The sequence below is a fragment of the Providencia huaxiensis genome, assembly GCF_002843235.3.
GTDB lineage: Bacteria > Pseudomonadota > Gammaproteobacteria > Enterobacterales > Enterobacteriaceae > Providencia > Providencia huaxiensis.
On sequence record NZ_CP031123.2, the window covers coordinates 1775923 to 1794811 of the forward strand.

20 protein-coding genes and 1 pseudogene are annotated in these 18889 nt (G+C 46.1%); 20 read left to right on the plus strand and 1 reads right to left on the minus strand.

Going from position 1 to position 18889, the window contains the following annotated elements:
- The 20 genes from CYG50_RS09955 to CYG50_RS10050 all read left to right on the plus strand — a co-directional run bounded on the left by CYG50_RS09955 (position 1) and on the right by CYG50_RS10050 (position 16860).
- On the plus strand, positions 1 to 540 hold the full coding sequence (locus CYG50_RS09955; RefSeq protein ID WP_102140774.1) for a phage virion morphogenesis protein: 540 nt from the start codon (positions 1 to 3) through the stop codon (positions 538 to 540).
- A gap of 216 nt (positions 541 to 756) precedes the next feature.
- Positions 757 to 1857 (plus strand): phage protease, encoded by a 1101-nt coding sequence (locus tag CYG50_RS09960; RefSeq protein WP_116068838.1) that lies wholly within the window; start codon positions 757 to 759, stop codon positions 1855 to 1857.
- 3 nt (positions 1858 to 1860) lie between these two features.
- A complete protein-coding gene (locus tag CYG50_RS09965) occupies positions 1861 to 2253 on the plus strand; it encodes a hypothetical protein (RefSeq protein WP_102140830.1) in 393 nt (130 codons plus the stop codon).
- A 13-nt stretch (positions 2254 to 2266) separates the two neighbouring features.
- Positions 2267 to 3175 carry a Mu-like prophage major head subunit gpT family protein gene (locus tag CYG50_RS09970; RefSeq protein WP_116068680.1) on the plus strand — a complete coding sequence of 303 codons (909 nt, stop codon included), beginning with the start codon at positions 2267 to 2269 and terminating at the stop codon, positions 3173 to 3175.
- Positions 3175 to 3522 carry an HI1506-related protein gene (locus CYG50_RS09975; RefSeq protein ID WP_102140767.1) on the plus strand — a complete coding sequence of 116 codons (348 nt, stop codon included), beginning with the start codon at positions 3175 to 3177 and terminating at the stop codon, positions 3520 to 3522. The genes CYG50_RS09970 and CYG50_RS09975 overlap by 1 nt, the downstream gene beginning before the upstream one ends.
- An 11-nt stretch (positions 3523 to 3533) precedes the next feature.
- The gene (locus CYG50_RS09980; protein ID WP_102140768.1) at positions 3534 to 3962 is read left to right on the plus strand and encodes a gp436 family protein; all 429 of its coding nucleotides are present in this window, start codon (positions 3534 to 3536) and stop codon (positions 3960 to 3962) included.
- Positions 3959 to 4612, plus strand: a complete 654-nt coding sequence (locus tag CYG50_RS09985; protein WP_238706844.1) for a DUF1834 family protein — start codon at positions 3959 to 3961, stop codon at positions 4610 to 4612. Before CYG50_RS09980 ends, CYG50_RS09985 begins: the two co-directional genes overlap by 4 nt.
- Positions 4609 to 4794, plus strand: a complete 186-nt coding sequence (locus tag CYG50_RS09990) for a DUF2635 domain-containing protein (RefSeq protein ID WP_102140764.1) — start codon at positions 4609 to 4611, stop codon at positions 4792 to 4794. Before CYG50_RS09985 ends, CYG50_RS09990 begins: the two co-directional genes overlap by 4 nt.
- Entirely contained in the window at positions 4788 to 6212 is a 1425-nt protein-coding gene (locus CYG50_RS09995; protein WP_202981460.1) for a phage tail sheath C-terminal domain-containing protein, read from the plus strand. The genes CYG50_RS09990 and CYG50_RS09995 overlap by 7 nt, the downstream gene beginning before the upstream one ends.
- A gap of 8 nt (positions 6213 to 6220) precedes the next feature.
- Complete coding sequence (locus tag CYG50_RS10000) at positions 6221 to 6598, plus strand: phage tail protein (protein WP_112307064.1); 378 nt, start codon at positions 6221 to 6223, stop codon at positions 6596 to 6598.
- Positions 6598 to 6954 carry a hypothetical protein gene (locus CYG50_RS10005; RefSeq protein ID WP_102140778.1) on the plus strand — a complete coding sequence of 119 codons (357 nt, stop codon included), beginning with the start codon at positions 6598 to 6600 and terminating at the stop codon, positions 6952 to 6954. The genes CYG50_RS10000 and CYG50_RS10005 overlap by 1 nt, the downstream gene beginning before the upstream one ends.
- Before the next feature lie 178 nt (positions 6955 to 7132).
- Complete coding sequence (locus CYG50_RS10010; RefSeq protein ID WP_102140777.1) at positions 7133 to 9421, plus strand: phage tail tape measure protein; 2289 nt, start codon at positions 7133 to 7135, stop codon at positions 9419 to 9421.
- A complete protein-coding gene (locus CYG50_RS10015) occupies positions 9418 to 10842 on the plus strand; it encodes a DNA circularization protein (protein WP_116068676.1) in 1425 nt (474 codons plus the stop codon). The genes CYG50_RS10010 and CYG50_RS10015 overlap by 4 nt, the downstream gene beginning before the upstream one ends.
- Entirely contained in the window at positions 10826 to 12076 is a 1251-nt protein-coding gene (locus tag CYG50_RS10020; RefSeq protein WP_102140728.1) for a phage baseplate assembly protein, read from the plus strand. The genes CYG50_RS10015 and CYG50_RS10020 overlap by 17 nt, the downstream gene beginning before the upstream one ends.
- A 10-nt stretch (positions 12077 to 12086) precedes the next feature.
- Positions 12087 to 12740, plus strand: coding sequence for a phage baseplate assembly protein V (locus CYG50_RS10025; RefSeq protein WP_102140727.1), 654 nt, complete (start codon positions 12087 to 12089; stop codon positions 12738 to 12740).
- A gap of 69 nt (positions 12741 to 12809) precedes the next feature.
- On the plus strand, positions 12810 to 13160 hold the full coding sequence (locus CYG50_RS10030; protein WP_102140726.1) for a phage GP46 family protein: 351 nt from the start codon (positions 12810 to 12812) through the stop codon (positions 13158 to 13160).
- Positions 13160 to 14221, plus strand: coding sequence for a baseplate J/gp47 family protein (locus CYG50_RS10035; protein ID WP_102140725.1), 1062 nt, complete (start codon positions 13160 to 13162; stop codon positions 14219 to 14221). The genes CYG50_RS10030 and CYG50_RS10035 overlap by 1 nt, the downstream gene beginning before the upstream one ends.
- Positions 14218 to 14781, plus strand: coding sequence for a YmfQ family protein (locus CYG50_RS10040; RefSeq protein WP_102140724.1), 564 nt, complete (start codon positions 14218 to 14220; stop codon positions 14779 to 14781). The genes CYG50_RS10035 and CYG50_RS10040 overlap by 4 nt, the downstream gene beginning before the upstream one ends.
- Before the next feature lies 1 nt (position 14782).
- Complete coding sequence (locus CYG50_RS23080; protein ID WP_238706837.1) at positions 14783 to 16243, plus strand: phage tail protein; 1461 nt, start codon at positions 14783 to 14785, stop codon at positions 16241 to 16243.
- Positions 16243 to 16860: a tail fiber assembly protein gene (locus CYG50_RS10050; protein WP_102140723.1), complete on the plus strand. Its 618-nt coding sequence runs from the start codon at positions 16243 to 16245 to the stop codon at positions 16858 to 16860. The genes CYG50_RS23080 and CYG50_RS10050 overlap by 1 nt, the downstream gene beginning before the upstream one ends.
- 130 nt (positions 16861 to 16990) lie before the next feature.
- On the opposite strand, the pseudogene CYG50_RS10055 reads toward CYG50_RS10050, so the two are convergent.
- Positions 16991 to 18826, minus strand: a pseudogene (locus CYG50_RS10055) (TonB-dependent receptor domain-containing protein); the annotation flags it as partial.
- Between the last annotated feature and the right edge of the window lie 63 nt (positions 18827 to 18889).

The window sequence follows — 18889 nt, forward strand, 5'->3', positions numbered from 1 at the left end:
ATGATCACCGTCAAAATTGATACACGCGAATACGAAGCCGCACTGCAAAAACTGGTCGAAGGTATCGAAAGTCGCGCGCCATTGATGCGCAAATTAGCCGGAATGATGGCGGATGCGGTAGAGGAAAACTTCGCACAAGAAGGTCGCCCCGCGTGGTTGGGTTGGAGTCCCGCTTATGCTCGCCGTCGAGCAGGCGGGAGAATATTGCAAGACAGTGGGCGATTGGCCAGCAGCATCGGTCAATACAGTGATAATGACAGTGCCGTCGTGGGCACCAATGTAAAGTATGCGCGTATCCACCAAGAAGGTGGTGAGATTAATATCCCTGCTCGTAGCCAGCAAGCCTATTATCGGCAGCGTAAAGACGGCACCGTGGGTAATCGTTTTGTCCGTAAGTCGCGCAGCAACTTCAGTCAATACCACACGTTACCCGCCTATAAAATCAAAATCCCAGCGCGACCTTTCTTGCAATTGGACGAGTGGGATCAATACCGTATGGCGTTAACGGTGGAAGATTATTTAAGCCGACTGATTGAGTAAGATAAAATAACGCCTGTAAGACGCTGTGAGCCGTTTTAATTGTTTAGAGTGTCATTGTTCGTGGTTGGATGTTTAAAACGTTTTTAAACGGGGTTTAAATGCGTTATCGTAGAGATTGCATTGCAAGCCCTCAGTCGTTTTACTTTTCCCGCTTTATCACCGAGTGCTGAACCTCTTCACACACTCCCCATTATTGGCAGTTGTTATGCTGCCCGCATGAAAAAATACATTGCTGCTTGTGTCGCTGAAATTCTCAGCCAAAACCTTAACGAAATCCAGCTCTTCCCCGCTGGCGAGTTCCGTGCTGTCGATGGCCGCCCGTTTGAATGTGACCACTGGCTCATGACCCGTGAACTCGCTGACGTTTTAATTGCGCACGTCGCTGCACGTCAGACACCGTATGTGATTGATTATGAGCACCAGACGTTGCGTGCCGCAACCAATGGACAGCCTGCGCCCGCAGCGGGTTGGTTTACGGCGTTGGAATGGCGCGAAGGCGATGGACTGTATGCTGTAAATGTAGAATGGACGGACGCGGCAGCAGCGGCCATTACCGCCAAAGAGTACCGCTTTATTTCCCCTGTCTTTAATTACGACAAAAACGGTCATGTGACAGTGCTGCTACATGCTGCCCTGACCAACACCCCCGCAGTAGATGGTATGGATGAAGTGATGCTTGCCGCTGCTTCTCAGTTTGCTGCACTTTCTCAACCCACCGAAGAGGATCTCACTGTGGATGAAGAACTCATCAAAGAGCTACTCAGTAATCTGCGTTGGATGCTGAATTTGCCTGCCACCGCCACGGCAGAAGATATCAAAACGGAACTGCAAAAAGCGATTGACTTGATTTCAAATGGTCAAGGCACGACCGTCGCCGCCAATCAAAGCCTCGTGGATTTACTCAAAGGCAAAGAAACCTTGATTGCTGACCTGTCCAGTAAAGCCTACGACCCAACCAAACATGTACCACTTGCAGGCTATCTTGAACTGCAAGCGAAGTACAACGAAGCGTTGAACGCAGGTCAACAACAGGAAGTGAGTGGTCTGATCCAGGCCGCGCTCAGTGATGGGCGTCTCAACACGGCCATGAAAGATTGGGCGGAAGACTTAGGGCGTAAAGACCCTGACGCCCTTAAAGGTTATCTCGAAAAAGCCACCCCGATTGCGGCATTAACACAACTGCAATCCAAGGGTAAAGCGCCCGCAGGTGCAGAGCAAAGTACCTCTGTGACCACGGAGCTGACCGAAGACCAGTTGGCGATTTGCAGCCAATTCGGGCTTGACCCCGAAGAATTTAAAAAACAGTTGGGAGAGTAACTCATGACCCAAGATAGAAATACCCCTCACCGTGACGGTGAATTGTTTGCGGTACGTTGTGCTGCTGCCGTGCGTATCTATGGCGGGCACATTGTGTGCGCCAATGCCGACGGGTTTGCTGTCCCTGGTGCACCCGGTTTAACTGTGCTGGGTGTCTCGGATGATTTTGCCGATAACCGCGACGGTGAACAAGGCGATATCAGTGTGATGGTGCGTCGTCAAAAAGCCTTTTATTTAGGCAACGATACGGCTAAGCCTGTCACGCAAGCCCATGTAGGCAAACTGTGTGATGTGAAAGACTCCGTGACGGTGTGTGAGGCTGGAGAAGCCACGACTACCCCTGCGGGTCTTGTGTTGGAAGTCACCGAAGATGGTATCTGGGTCATGATGGGTTAATTAGGAAAATACCATGATTGTGAATAAAGCCAATATCAGCGCGTTATTTGTCAGTATTAATATGACATTTAACAATGCATTAAAGGATGCGCCTTCAACCTGGCAAAAAATCGCCATGAAAGTGCCGTCGACGGGGAAATCTGAAGATTACAGCTGGTTATCCAACTTCCCTGCGATGAAACGTTGGGTCGGTGAAAAAGTGATTAAATCACTCTCCGCCCATAAATACACCATCGAAAATGACGACTGGGAAGCCACTATTGAGGTCGACCGTAACGACATTGAAGATGACAGCACAGGTAAATACGCGGTTCAAGCCAAAGGTGCGGGTCGCTCTGCGGGCATGTTGGCTGACGAAATTGTCTATGAAGTGCTTAACCTCGGTTTTGAACGTCCGTGTTATGACGGCCAATACTTCTTTGATACTGACCACCCTGTAGGTAAAAACTCGGTTTCCAATAAAGGGACGAAAAAACTGTCCATTGCAACACAGGCAGCCGCCATGGCGTCTTACGGTGCAGCGCGAACGGCTTTGCGTAACATGAAAGACGACGAAGGTCGCCCGCTGGATGTGAACCCGAATATTTTACTGGTTCCCCCTGCGCTTGAAGATATCGCAAATGCCCTCATGACAGCTGATCGTTTAGAAGATGGCAAGGTCAATATCTACAAAGGTACTGCTGAAGTTGTCGTCTCGGCGCGTATCACCTCAGATACGGCGTGGTTCTTACTGGATACCACCCAAGCCGTTTTACCGATTATCTACCAAGAGCGCAAAGCGCCTGTGCTGGTTGAGCAAACCGACATGAACAGTGACGGCGTCTTTAAGCGTAAAAAATTCCTGTTCGGTGCCGAAGCACGTGCCGCAGGGGGCTATGGTTTCTGGCAGTTAGCCTATGGCTCAACAGGGAGTGATGCGTAATGCCGATTATTATTACTGCAAAAGTGAATGGGTTTCGTCGCTGTGGGATTGCGCACAGTGACACCGCGACGGAGTACCCAGACGACCACTTCACCAAAGACCAGTTAAACGTGCTGCAATCTGAGCCGATGCTTGTGGTCTCTGTGGGTGACGCGGGTACAGAAAAAACACAGCCTGATGCGGGTGCAGAGAAGCAAATTGCGGCACTGAAAGCGGAAGTGAAGCGCCTGACTGAGGAAAATCAAGCCTTACACGCAGAGCTTGCTCTCTTAAAAACGCCTAATGCGTCCGCAGAGCCATCCGAAAATAAAAAATCGGATGATAAACCCGCACCGAAAGGCAAGTAAGGGAGCCTGCTATGTACGCCACACAAGATGACATGCTTAAAGCGTTTGGTGAGCGTGAATGCGTGAGCCTCACTGATGAAGCCATGACAGGACAAATCAATGCTGAGGTAATGATTTATGCGCTGGAACGCGCGAGCAGTGAAATTGATGGTTATCTTGTGGGGCGTTATGCGCTCCCCTTTGCAGATGGTGCTCGGATATTAACAGGGCGATGCTGTGACATTGCCCGTTACCATCTGGCAACAACGTATAAGATGTCCACGCCTGAAATCCAGACACGCTATGACGATGCTATTCGTTTTTTTGAGCGCGTGGCCGAAGGCAAAATTAGTCTGGGACGTTCCGATAACGGTCAAGTGATTAAGTCGTCTTCACAAATGAAGTTTGGGAGCAGTCAACGTCAGTTTGGCCGTGACTCAACGCGCGGAGGTGCATTTTGATCACCCAAATTGAAAACAGCATCATTCAACGTCTAACGCTGGGTATGGGGCGTATGTTACGTGAAGTTGCCAGCTACAGCGGTGAACTCGATGTGGATATTGGCAATATCATCCGTGCGTTTCCGGCGGCTTGGGTGACGTTCGGCGGGATCACAAACAGCAAATACACAAGTACCAGCCGCCAGAAAGTGATTGTGACAGGTAAATTTGTGGTCATGGTGGGTGATTATAACACGCGCAGTGACGCTGCAAGCCGTACAGGTGGTGCTAATCTCAATGAGGTTGGCACGTATCGACATATACACGGTGTTCGCCGCTTGTTAACAGGGCAGGATTTAGGGCTGACCATCGACCCATTGATGCCTGGTGTTGTCAGGACGCTTTACAACACACAAGTCAATGAGCGGGCACTGTCAATTTTTGCCTGTGAATTTGAAACCCGTTGGCATGAGCAGGTTCTCGCGAATGGCGCTTGGCCTGAATTTACCAGCAACCCTGACGAAGCCGATAACCTTTTTAATCTTTATCGCGGCAAGCTTCAACAGCCCGACCCTGATTTATTGCGTGTCGGATTGCACTATGACCCACCTGGCGTTGGCAGTGCTGAAGCGCCTGCGGACTTAGTGCCGACAAGGAAACCCACACCATGAATACACTGTTAGTGAAAGCCGCACCCACGTTACGGGTGTCATTTGAATATCAGCACCGTCGCTATATTACCGATGGTGAGGCGGTCTCTGTGCCAGACACCGCTTATTATCGCCGCCTATTGACTAACGGTGATTTAGTCTTGGTGAGCAAGAAAGCCACAAATAAAGGACAAAAATCATGACGGTAACCTTTGATACCATTCCTGGCAGTATTCGCAAGCCAGGGAAATATTTTGAATTTAATACGCGTATGGCAACGCGCACGCTGCCAGGCAACCCCCAAACACTTTTAATTATTGCGTCAATGTTATCGACGGCGCAGGCGTCGCCATTAATGCCCCTTGATATCTATGATGATGACGCAGCCGCCGTTGCCTTTGGTGCGGGTTCGTTAGCGCATATCATGGCGAAAGCTGCGATTGATGCAAACCCCTATTTACAATTGCAGGTCATTGGTATTGAAGAGGCGGCCGCAGGTAAAAAAGCCAGTGCCACCTTGACTATCACCGCGCCTGCCACACGGGGTGGCACGCTCTCACTGTTCGTGTGTGGTGAACGCCTCGATATCCCTGTTGAAACAGCAGATACGGTATCTGTGCTTAATCAGGCGGTTGTAGATATTGTCAATGCGAATACTCACTTGCCTGTGGTCGCTGCGCTGACAGGTGAAGCCAATGGCACCGTGACGCTCACTGCGCGTCAATCCGGTGACTGGGGTAATGATATTGTTATTGATGTGCAATCGACGGCCAAAGGGGTTACAGCAACAGTGACCGCGATGGTCGGCGGTGAAAATAATGCCGATATTCAACCTGCGCTTGATGCCGTATTTGCGGCAGGTCATAACATTATTTCTATTCCATTTAGTGATAAAGCCTCGCTGTTAAAATTACGTACCCATTTAGAAAAAGTCAGTGGTGCTATGGAGCAACGCGGCGCAATTGGTACGGCTGGCTGGACAGGCACGCTCAGTACAGGAACCACTCTCGCCAGTGATATTAATGATGGTCGGACATCAGTCGCATGGTATCCAGGCTCGGTAAAATTACCGTGTCAAATCAGTGCGGCGTATGGTGCTGTCATTGCTTCGGAAGAAGACCCTGCGCGTCCACTCAACACCCTTGAACTGAAAGGGTTAGATATTGCCCCTGTGACCAAACGCGCGGGACGCAATGAGCAAGAAAACGCCTTACATAACGGCTTAACCCCACTTGAAGTGGGCGCAGGTAACCGTGTGCAGATTGTGCGCGCCATTACTACGTATACCCGCAATGTGGAAGGCGTTGAAGATACCGCGCTACTGGATTTAACCACCATTCGCACCTTGGATTATACCCGTAAGGCGTGCCGTGAGCGCATTTCGCAACGTTTTCCACGCGATAAACTCAATGAACGCACGCGCGTGAAAGTCCGCTCTGAGCTGTTGGATGTGCTGATTAAACTCGAAGAGGAAGAAATCCTCGAAAACGTGGAAGAAAACAAAGGGCTATTGTTGGTTGAGCGTGACGGTAAAGACCCTAACCGCCTAAATGCCGCTATCCCTGCCGATGTTGTCAATGGCTTGCATGTGTTTGCGGGTCGCATTGACCTGTTCGTCTAAGGAGAACACTGATGTTAGAAGAATATGCAGGTGCGATTGTTTTAGAAATTGACGGCCGCGAAGTGGAAGTTACCGACATGGATGTGCAAGAAGTCACAGGCCGTAAGCTTGTCAAAACCATGAACAAAACAGGACGTGCCAAGGGATTCATGCGCGGCATTGCTACTTATGAGTTGTCTATTTCTGTTGTGATCCCTTTAAACGGTGATATGGATTGGGGCGCGATTGAAGGCTCGAAGCTGACCCAATACCCGATTAGTGGCTCAGGGGGTAAGCGTATCTCATACCTTGACTGTTTTGTGACTGAGGTCGGGGAAAAATATTCCACCGATAATGAAGCAAAACGTGACTTAAAACTGAATGCGTTACGTAAGGTGATTGAATAATGGCAGAGGTAAAACCGCTGATGTTACTGGATGGGATTGACCACAACGGCAAACGTCACTTGAACTTTGCCGTCAAAATCCCTGTTATGCGTGACGTTTATGATGCGCTTGATGAAACTGAAGAGGCCTGTGGTTCAACAGAAACCAAAGGCGCTGACCTCTATTATCGCATGGCACTCACTAAACGCGCACTCACCCAACTGGGCGATATCTCATTGGAGGATATCACCACGGATTTCCTACTGGATAACCTCACCAGTATGGATTATGACGTGATTGACAGTGCGATTGATGACGCAAAAAAAAAGCGGAGAGCCGAGAACAACGACGAGACAGCTTCCGAACCGTCGTCTTAGCCCTCGGTAAGTACGGTTTCACTGAGCAACAATGCCTTTCTATGAGCCGTCCTGCCTTGGACGGCTATCTCAATGCTTTAAACCGCCTGCATGGTGGCAAGTCAACATCAACAAAATCGAAAACGACACGCGTCAAGTCCCGCCGTCAACGTAAGCAAAAATCCAAACGAGGTTAATCATGGCGAAAGAATTTAAGTTATCAATGGTGTTGTCTGCGCGTGATGCGGCATCCAAAGTGATCACAAAATTGATGCGCGATAGCACCAAAGAGAGCCAGAACGCTGAAAAAGCGCAAGAAAAACTCGGTAAGCGCCAACGCACCACCGCCGAAGAAGGCATACGCCAAAATCGGGCATTAGGGGAAGAAGTCAGACGTCAAAACCGTGCCCGTGAAACGCTAGGGGTTAGAGCTGAACGCGCCATACAGCGCGAAATTCAACAAACAGTCGCAGCTTATAACCGCCTTGCCCGTAGTGGCACACTCTCCATTGATGAGCAATCCCGTGCTTATTCACGTATGCGACAACGTGTAGGTGAGCTAAAAACCGAAATGCAAGGTATGAATAAACTGGCTCGCTTATCTGATATTGGTGGTAGCTTGACTCAAATCGGTGGAGCGATGATTGCGGGGGGTATGGCTTATGCTGAGCCAGTTAAAAAGCAGATGAGCTATGAGCAACGATTAGCCTATATGAGTAATACCGCATTCAGTGACCGTGATGCTGCTGGTAGACAAGAAGGAATGAAAAACCTTGATGCGCTTATCCGAAAATCTGTCGCTGAAGGCGGAGGCTCAATTGATGAGGCTGCGGAGGTATTAAGTAAATTGCTATCAGAAGGGATTTTTACTGATAAGGAAATCAATGGACTTCTTCCATTAATTCAAAAATATAGCACTGCATCAGGTGTTCAAAGTTTAGATTTAGCCGCCGTTTCTGCTGCATTAAAAAAGAACTTTGGTATTAGTGATCCAAAAGATATTAAAACTGCTTTAGATATGGCGCTTAAAGGTGGCCAAGAAGGTGCTTTTGAATTACCTGATATGGCTAAATGGTTAGCACAGCAACTATCGGCTGCAAATAGTGTAGGTATGAATGGACTCGATGACTTTGCATCAATTGTCGCTGCTAACCAAGCCGTAGTTTCAACAGCTGGCACAAATGACCAAGCAGGTAATAACTTAATGAACTTTCTGCTCAAATTAAATAGTCGAGAATTAGGCACTGCGGCTGAGAGAATTAAAGTAGATGGTTATGGTATTGACCTGTCAGGAACACTTATTAATGCGAGAGAAAAAGGTATTGATCCAATTGATGCTTTTATTGGTCTTACTGACAAAATAGCTGCTAATAATCCCAAATATAAAGCACTGCAAGATAAATTAAATAAAACAGATCAGAATGACCCTGAACACCAAAGGACATTAGCTGCAATGGCTAAAATAGCTGAAGGTTCCGCTATTGGTCAATTAATAGGAGATCAGGGCACACTGATGGCTGTTATCGGCTTAAAAGGCCAAAGTGAGTATAGAAATGAAGTAAAACAAAAAGTATTAGAACAAAAAAATAAAGGCGAAGGTCAAGGTGAAGGTGATATTCAATTTGCGGTAATCTCTGCGGGTAATCAATTTAAAACAGATCAAGCTGGCAATGCTAAACAATTTGCAGAAATGGATTCAGCCAAACCAGTATCTGATGCACTTGGTACATTAGCGGATAAGTTTACTGATTTTAGCAAAGAATTTCCTACCTTAACGACCGCAGCTATGGGAGCTAAAACGGCTATTGAAGCCATGACGCAAGCCGCTGTTGCTTTTGCTGCATTGAAATTTTTATTTGGTGGAGGGTCAGGCTTGGGCGGGGTTTTAGGTGGCAAAGGAACACCTAAGCCTGGCATGTTTAATCCTATTGGTGGCGCGGGAACAGGTGGGCTTCCTGTGCATGTTACCAACTGGCGAGAGAGTGGTTTTAATTCTCAAGATAAAAGCTTATTGGCTAAATTTGGAACTTATGCAACTGCAATAATTGATATAGAAAATAGTGATATTGTTAAAGAAAATTTAAAATCACTGCAAGATAAACATGCAAAGCAGTTCGCAGATGAAGGTTTAGAGGGTTCGAAATATCCTTATTTACCTGCGGGTATCGATATTTGGCTACAAAAACGTGATCAACGTTTAGAAGATAATCCAATCAAAGTTAGCCCATACTTAACGGGGGAATCCGCGTCACCTTTTATTAAGAATGAGCGAGCCATCGATAAAGATGTGATCACCTTTGACACCCTTGAAAAATCTGGTGTGCTTCAACCTTTACTCGATTTAACACAAGCTCTTAAAAACCCACCGCCACCCCCCGTTATTGAAGTACGCAGCGTGGTTGAACTCGACGGCCAGCAAGTGGCTGAGTCGGTCAACCGTGTTAATGGTCAAGATGCGGGTCGCACCACGGGAGGCATGTTCCCATGAGTTGGCAAACTGATTTACAAAACGCCTCATTTCGAGGGGTGACCTTTGATGTGTATAACACCAAAGACAGCATATCCCGTGAGGTTGCAACCCATGAATACCCCTTTATTGATGGCGGTGATGTCATGGATTTGGGGCGCAAACCGCGTAATTTTCGCATCAGTGCCGTATTTTGGGGTGACAATTATAAACGTGATATGGATAACCTCATTGCGGTGCTTGATGAGCCAGGTAAAGGCGAGTTAATTCATCCTGTCCACGGCTCTATTCCGCAGGCTCAATGCATTGAGTACAGTATCGGTCATGAGGCTGAAAATGTGGATAGCTGTAGCCTAGAGTTGGTTTTCCTAGAAGCGAACACAGGTACACAACTCGCACAGGCGCACCCTGAGCAGCTTGGTGATGATATTTTTGACAAAATTAATCAGCTTTCCGAGCGCATGAGTGACCTGTTTGAACAGGTTATGGCTCCTGTAAATAAGGGTGTTCGGTATCTCGCAAAAGGTAAAGCGGCGTTATCAGGCATGATGAATACGTTAATTATCATGCGCGGTGATTTTAATGGCGCATTCAGTGACGGCGTGAATTATCTCAGTTATCCGCGTGCCTTTATTAATGATTTGCAATCAGTTTTAGACGTTCGCACCAGTGCCGTAGGCGATTTGCTTAATTTAAAATTCCCTGGAGTGATTAATACAAAGCAATCCAATAGCTATAAAGGCTACAGTTCGCCGTTTATGGCTTCAAATACGCCCCAAAATGGCTATCTTCCCAACGCTTCACAAACCGTCAACGTAGAGCAAGGGGTAAATGCGACCACGTTATTATCGGCGTGGAGTGATAGTGTTGCAGTGGTTGATGAATTGGTCAGTTTACCTGTTGCATTAGTGCAAGAGGAACGCGCGGCCACCGTCCCCATGCCAAGCAATGCGCAGCCTGCTGATGTGCAGGATTTGGTGGTGCTGTATCAAGTGATGGCCGTAGCTGAAATTGCAGCAATTACCACGCAAGTGCTTGCTGACACTGTACAGCCTAACCAAATGTCACCCGCTGATATTGAGTTGATGGTCAATGAGGTAAGGACGTTAGCATTACAGGCTATCATTACGTTACGCACGGATTACCAACCTCGCACACAATCGGTCAGCTCTGATGCTGAGCCTATCGGTTTATTGTGGCAAGGCGTCGTGTCATCCCTCAAAGAAGTTGCACTAGGCGTACAAACTTTGGGATTACGTGTTATTGAGAAACGCCCACCATTGACCCGTAAGACCCTCACTGCGCCTGCTAACTTTCATTTACTCGCGCACACTTGGTATGGCGATTATCGTCGTGCTACCGAACTGCACCGTTTAAATCCACAGGTTCGCAATCCAAACTTTCTACAAGTCGGAGATATCATCAATGCCTACGCCCGATAATACCGAGTTAAAAGATAAAATCACCCTGTTAATTGGGGGCACATCACACAGTGATTGGCAAACTTACCGTATTGACAGTGATTTTTTAAAAGCGGCCGATGCCTGGCAATTATCCCTTGGGTTACCCGAGGGTAATTTTCCTGCGGATGCGGTAAGAGGTGCGCCCGTTAAAGTGAAAATTAATGATGATGTGGTGTTATCAGGCCGTGTTGATACTGTGGCGCGTGATGTTTCCCGTCGTGGTGTGACATTAAGCCTATCGGGTCGTGATGATTCCGCGATTTTAGTCGATTGCGCTGCACCTATCTTTAGCGCTCGTCAATTGAGTCTCGATGAGGTGATTGCCAGCATTGTACGGCCATTAGGGATTAAAAAAATCCGTATTCAAGCCGATGGAGTCACCCGTAACGACCGCGTGCATATTGAGCCTGGCGAACGTGCGTGGGATTCACTCATGAAAGCGGCGGCAGGTCGCGGTTTACACCCGTGGTTCGATCCAGATGGAACCTTGGTTATAGGTGGGCCTGATTATAATCAACCGCCTGTTGCAGACCTCATTATGCGCCGTGACGGGCAAGGTAATAACCTGATATCACTGTCCGATAGCCGCAATATTCAAGGCTGTTTTTCAGAGTTAATGGTATTGGCTCAAAGCCATGCAACCACGACCAGCAATAAAAAATTACCGATTAAACCTGTGCCATTACCTGACCCCAATGATAAAACACCCAAGGCATATACAGTCACATATGATGCGGCAGAAGATGACACGGCGGCCGTTTCGAGTGCATCTGGTCAGCATAGTTTAAAAATAAAAGTGACCGACCCAACTGTACCGTATTATCGCCCGCAAATTCTGACCTCGGGCGATGTTGATAATCAAGAGCAGCTCCAATACCGTGCCAAAAAAGCCATGGCCGATGCCCGCTTATCAGGTCTTGATATTGTAGCGGAGGTGTATGGTCACCGCACCCCGAATGGTGAGCTATGGACACCAGGGCAACGAGTCCACATTCAAAGTGAGTTACACGGTATTGATGATATTTTCTTTTTAATGGGGCGCACGTTTATCGGTGGTCGCCCAGGCGGTGCAGTAACGCAATTGCGCTTTAAAGAAGATGCTGTCTGGATACCCGATGCTTTCCCGAAACAGAAAAAAGGTAAAAAAGGCAGTAAAAAGAAAGGAAAAGACCAGATTAAACCTGTTGACCTACCCGCACAAGCAGGTCAGTAAGGGGGGGGTTATGTGGAACCAAATTAATCAACGCATTAACCAAGCATTAAACGGCATTCGAATGGCGTTTAGGGCGGTATTAAATGCCACGGATAGTGAAGGTAAAGTCCAAACCATGCAAGGTGAAGGTTTATCGGGTGAATCATTACAAGGGCAGGAAATCTTTCAACATTATGGGTTTACTTCTCGCCCTCTACCAGGCACAGAAGCGATTATACTGCCATTAGGTGGTCGTTCCTCTCACGGTATTGTCATTGCTACTGAACATGGCGCTTATCGCCTTGCAGGGCTGGAATCGGGCGAAGTAGCCTTGTACACCGACGAAGGGGCTAAAATTGTGTTAAAGCGCGGACGTATTATTGATGTTGAATGCGACCTTTATCGGGTTAATTGCAAACAGTATGAAGTGAATGCGGAAGAAAAAGCCGATTTTAACACCCCCATGGTCACCACCAGTGAGCAGCTAACCGCCATGAAACAAATCACGGGCAATGGCGGTATGGCAATTAAAGGTGGTAAAGGCGCTAACTTTGAGGGTAATATCACGCAGACGTCTGGGAACTATCAAACTGACGGTGATGTTCAAGCAGGTGACATTTCTCTGACAGGCCATAAACATCCAAATGGTAATAATGGCGCTGATACTGGCACCGCAAAACCCTAACTCCCCTCATATAAAGTGCTGAACCTCTTCACACACTAATCATTTACCCATGCTGCGATACTGCGCAGCATGGACAGAGCACTCGATACATCAACTGGCGATTACGCTGGAACCCGAACCAATACCCTCTCTAATGCCGTTTACTTGCGTCTAATGACTCCGCTCGGCAGTTGGTGGGCTGACCGTTCCTTGGGTTCCCGATTACATGAATTGACGCGTGAAAAAGATGTTTCTCGCGTGTATGTGCTCGCTCGTCAATATGCTGAGCAAGCGTTGCAGCCCTTACTTGATGATGGCCGTGCGCTTTCAATTCAGGTGACCGTCCATCGTGATGGCCTAAAACGGGCAGTATTGTGGATTGAGATCATCGATGCAGGTAACCAAACTCAAAACTTTAAACATACCGTGAGGATTGCCTAATGTTTATTACGCCTACATTTGAGCAAATCCGCGATACCTTACTCAATGACCTCAAAAATCAGCTTCCCGATGCGGATATTGGCACGGATAGCGATTATTTTGTGCGTGCTTCTTCCGTTGCTAGCGTTGTTGAAGGAATTTATCAGCATCAAAGCTGGATTGTGCGCCAAATCTTTCCTGATACAGCGGATAGCGACTATTTAGAACTTCATGCTCGGACACGGAATTTAACCCGTAAACCTGCAACAACAGCAAAAGGGATCGCCGTGATCACAGGCTCAAAAGGCGCGGTATTGCCTGCGGGGAGTCAAATTAGAGGCGATAATGTTTCTTGTTTTACAACCGCTGAGGTCACTCTACCTGAAAATGCGCAGGCCACCGTCACTATCCAAGCCAGCCAATCAGGCACAATCAGTAATTTATCCAAGCCCACCACGGGCGAACTGGTCAATGCCCCAATGGGCGTTAACAGTTTAGTCGCAATTAATCAGCTTTCAGGTGGTACAGATATCGAGACTGACGCGAGTCTATTAGCCCGTTTACTCGATATTATTCGACGCCCACCCGCAGGGGGCAATAAATACGACTATCGCCGCTGGGCACTAGAAGTGCCTGGCGTGACGAATGCGTTTGTTTATCCGTTGCGTCGTGGCTTGGGAACGGTTGATATTGCGATCACCTCTGCTGATGGCCTGCCTTCTCGTGACATTATCGAAGCCGCTCAAGCGCATATTGATGATGTTCGACCCGTCACGGCCAAAAATTCCTATGTGCTCGCACCGACACTACGAAACGTTGATTTTGAGGTTGAGGTCACCCTCGAAGGCATCAGCTTAGAAGCAGCTATTGCGCAAGTTGATAGCGAAATTCAAGCCGTAATGAGCCGCATTGCGCCTGGTCAGCGTTTAATTCGGAGTGAGGTAGAAACGGCTATTTCATTAATACCAGGCATTACTGACCGTGTCATTATCAAGCCTACGGGTAATGTGATCGCACTGGTCGATGAAACGCACCTTGAATGGTTACGACCAGGCAATATTGTGGTGAGGTTACCGCAATGAAATCGTTATTAATGCAGCTCTTACCCCCTGTTAGTTATTCACTGGATGCGCCTAGACTGGATGCTGAGCTCGACGCTGAAACAAAACGGTTTGATCTCACCCTAGAAAGTGCTGACCGTGCCCGAAATGGTGTTACGCCATATTTTGCTGAAAGCCTGCTTCCTGATTGGGAACGGGTTTTAGACTTAACGCCCGATGCCAAATTAAGTTATCAGCAGCGCCTTGAGTTGGTTCTCGTCAAGCTCGCTGAAACAGGCGGCCTATCCATCCCTTATTTTGTTCAACTGGCGAAAAAGCTCGGTTATGACATTACCATTGATGAATTAGATCCCTTTCAAGCAGGGGTAAGCCGCGCAGGTGATAGGTTAACGCATCCTGGTATTTTATGGGTATGGGTCGTCAATATTTTTGGTTCAAAAGCACAATTTTACCGCTTTCGTGCAGGTGGCTCCATTGCAGGAGAGCGCCTTTCATTTTGGGCGGATTCAGTCATTGAAACGGTCTTTAATGACTTAAAACCCGCGCATACATTCTGTTATTTTACTTATCAGGAGTCTTGATATGCAGGACTTAATGCCCCCCATTAATACCCCAGACAGCGCCTTTCATGATGGTGACCCTACCACGGGGCAATTAGGTACAATTGTCACCGCACTGTGGCTCAATAACGTACAGGCAGCCACGCGTGATACTCAATTAGAACTCAAAAATGTACTAGCTAAAGCAGGCATTCAACCCGACCCTAAAAAGACTAATCAGCTTGCAGAAGCAATCAGTCAAATCATTGGTAGCGGTAATTATGCCTCGACCGCTTATGTTGATAATGGCCTTAATAAGAAAATTGACAAAGCGAGTATTTCAGGTGTTCTAGGCAATGATAATGACAAAGTTCCTAGTTTGAATTTACTGGCTACTGAGTTAGGCAAGAAACAACCAACCGGAAATTATGCGGATGGAAATAGATTTACCATAAGCGGCACAGATGTTTCCATTAAAACGCCAAATAATAATTCTTCATTCGACTTAGGTAATACTGGATGGATTTCAGTAAAAAACCTCAACACAAATAAAATAACATTTTCTGTTGATAGCACAGGTCGAATCGGTAACTGCTTGATACCTGTTGAGTGTGGCGGAACGGGAGCAAAAAACGCCAGTGATGCAAGGAATAATTTAAGCTTATACAGCAAGGATGAAGTCAATGCCTCGTTGGCAGGAAAAATCAGTAAGGGTGAAAATGGTTTATTTGCCGATATCGGCAGCACTCCATCCTTAACAGTCACTAAAGCACAGTACGATATTGGTTTTCGTGGTTCAGTGCAGATGAGTAAATCTGAGTCGCCTTATTCTTCACTGATTGATGGCACTGTAATTATTACAAGAATAAATGATTATAGCGCTAAGCGTGGGTTTGAGCTTGCTTATAAAGTCAGAGGAAAAGACCTGTGTGTTGGTTTTTCAACATCAGGGAATGGTACGACTGAAAACTGGGAATACGCAAAAGTATACACTGGATTCAATGTGACCGAGGATCACAATGGGGGTTTAAAAACGTTAGGGACAGTAGGATTAAGCGACTATCCCGTGGGTGCACCTATTCCATGGACTCAAGCTACCGCTCCGTCAGGTTTTTTAGTTTGCAATGGACAATCATTCAATAAAACAACCTATCCACTTTTAGCAAAAGCATACCCAACAGGGGTTTTACCTGATTTACGAGGAGAATTCCTTCGTGGTCTTGATGCTGGTCGGAATATTGACGCTGGTCGAAACATATTATCAAGTCAAGGTGATGCGATCAGAGATATTACAGGTTCATTAGGTAAATCCTTCAAATCAAACTCAAACCAAAACACAGGTACTGGGGCAATTCGTTCTTCATATCAAGAAGAGAATGGTGTAACACCAAGTGGTGCGGGTTCGCATGCAATAATGGATTTCGCCGCATCAAGGGTTGTACCAACAGCAAATGAAAACCGTCCACGCAACATTGCATTTTTATATATCGTGAGAGCAGCATAATGAAAAACTATAATTTAGAGGTTGAACAAGCCGAAATTGGCGACAATGGTTTAGCAACAAAAGCGGGTTGGATTAAAGTTTATATTGCAGACCCACACACGCGCGAATATTTAAACGCGAGCATGGAAAATATTTATTTTGATGTGAGCGTGTCCGCTGGTGCTTATATCGACGCGCCCGAATTACCGACAAAAGCGGGTTTCGCAGTTGTGCGTAGTGAAGATGGAGCAAAATGGGAAATCGTAACAGATAACCGAGGTAAAACAGCGTACAGCACAGAAACCCGCCAACCGATTGAAATTGATTTCATTGGCGATTTGCCCGATACACTGACTCTTTTAGAGCCGAAAACTGAATTTGATAAGTGGAATGGCAAAAAATGGGTTACTGATACCGAAGCCCAAAAAGCGGCATTGGTTGCACAGGCCGAGCAGGAAAAGGCACAACGCTTAGAAGAGGTAGAGCAAAATATCTTAATGCTTGAGCGTAAAGTGCGCTTAGAAATGGTGACAGATGAGGAGAGAGAGCTACTAAAACAATGGGAAATTTATAGCATCAATGTTGCTGATATCGATACTTCACTTGCACCAGATATCGATTGGCCAGAAAAACCATAATATCCACGGCAAGCCTTGCGGCTTGCCAAGTTTTTAATTTTGTTTATTTCTATCAATTCCGCACAGTGCAAAACCTAGCAATTATATATCTATCCTTTAATGCAAAATTGCTCGCCAATTAGTGCAAATGATTTCGCCGCGCTACAGAAATCATTGAGTAAAATACACCTGCATCATAATTGGCTTGCAGTTCATACCCTCGTAGATTCACATTTCGGTGGTCATTCACATACATTTCTGCTCGCTGAAACATGGGTGGATTCTCTTTATCCCATACATCATCATTGACTAAACACCAATCAAATTCATCCCGTGGATTGGAACGACAAAGAATGAAAGCTTTACTCGTGATGTAGTCTTTAACCTGAGTATGAAACCACAATGCTTTCAGGTTAAATTGGTCACCCTCCACCACTAAATCAGGTTTTAAGCTATTAAAGCCAACCTGCCAAGTTTTCGATTTTTCCCCCTTAAGAAATGGATTCATAGTCTGGCCACCATTTGAGGAGAAAAAAGCTTCTTGTGAATTTGGTGCTCGCATTGAATGAGCATAGCTAACAAAGGGTTGGAATTCAGGAATGAGTTGTGCGGATAATAATATTCCAGGGTTAATTCCGCTATCTTTAATATTCAGATTACTGGCTTCTTGAGGAAAACATTTCTCTGTTGCATCACACTCAGGTTTATAGCCTTTCACACTATAATTGAGGTAATTAAGGTCAAATATCGCTGTGTAGATATCGTATTTCGCTTCAAACTGAGTATATACACTGGCAATATCTTGTGTTCCGCTTGGTGCAAATGGATTATTTTTCTGGGTGTTTGGGTCTTCAACAGATTGAGCTTCCTTACTGTACTTGGTTTTCATTAATTTCGAACCAACTTGCCATTTATAATCCACGTCGCCATAAGAAAAATGGCTAGTATTGGATAAATTTATACTATCTGATTTATTTTTAGATATGGCATCTCTGTACGCGCCACCAACGGGATCACCTTGGAGTTTCTGCTGATTATTTCCATGGCTTGCCAATATTTCCACATCAATTAATTCATTTAATGGGGTGTATTTATATTTAAGGTAATAGTCATCACTATTAATCTTTCTGCTAGTTAACTTATTTTGTAAGAAACGGCCACTAAATTCTAATTCATGACTGTCATTAGGTTTATATTTCAGTTTGGCTAATTGGGATTGTGGTTTTTGTTTAAATGATGGGTCTGTGGCAAATTCATCACTATCAAACCCATCACCATTCTTATAACTACCAGGAATATTATGGCCACTAACCGCAATTAAACCGCCAAAATAGCCATCATCTTGTAATAATGTCTTTCCTGCAACTGCAACCATGCCATTATAACCGAGACCATTATCTCCCCAACTGGCCTTACTACGTAGGCCATATAAGTTGTTATTGAAAATGACATCATCAATACCGATAGTGCGGAAATTTGCACTCCCCGCTAAGGCGTTGACACTATTACTGCCATTTAGCTGTCCTTTTTCTACTTCTACCGACACTATAAAGTTAGGATCTATTAATGAGCCAAAATCATTACTTGGCTGCATCCCGTGTGTGTACTTACTTGGGGAATTACCATAATAACTTTGAGTGATACCATCAACCATCATATTCACGCGACCAAAACCACTTAACCCGCGAATATTCACGTTAACCGTTCCTTGGCTAGCATCCATTTGCGTATAAGTCCCTGGCATGGTGCGGATTATTTTATCCATCGACTGCAATTTATTTTCTGTACCCACCGCACTGTAAGCCCCCGGTTTTTCCAATGCCTTGACTAATGGTGTTTGTTTTTGTGCACCTGAAACTTTTAATTGGCTAAAATTAACCACACCCTCTTTCTGCTTATTTTGCTGCTGTGTATTTTCAGCCAAAGCAATCCCTTGGTAGCCAGTGGCAATAAAGCCAGCTACCATAATTATTGTTTTATTATTCATTAAACCATTCCTGTAAACGTACTGTGTGTCATACGCTCACACTGCTAACACAGGGCAAATAAA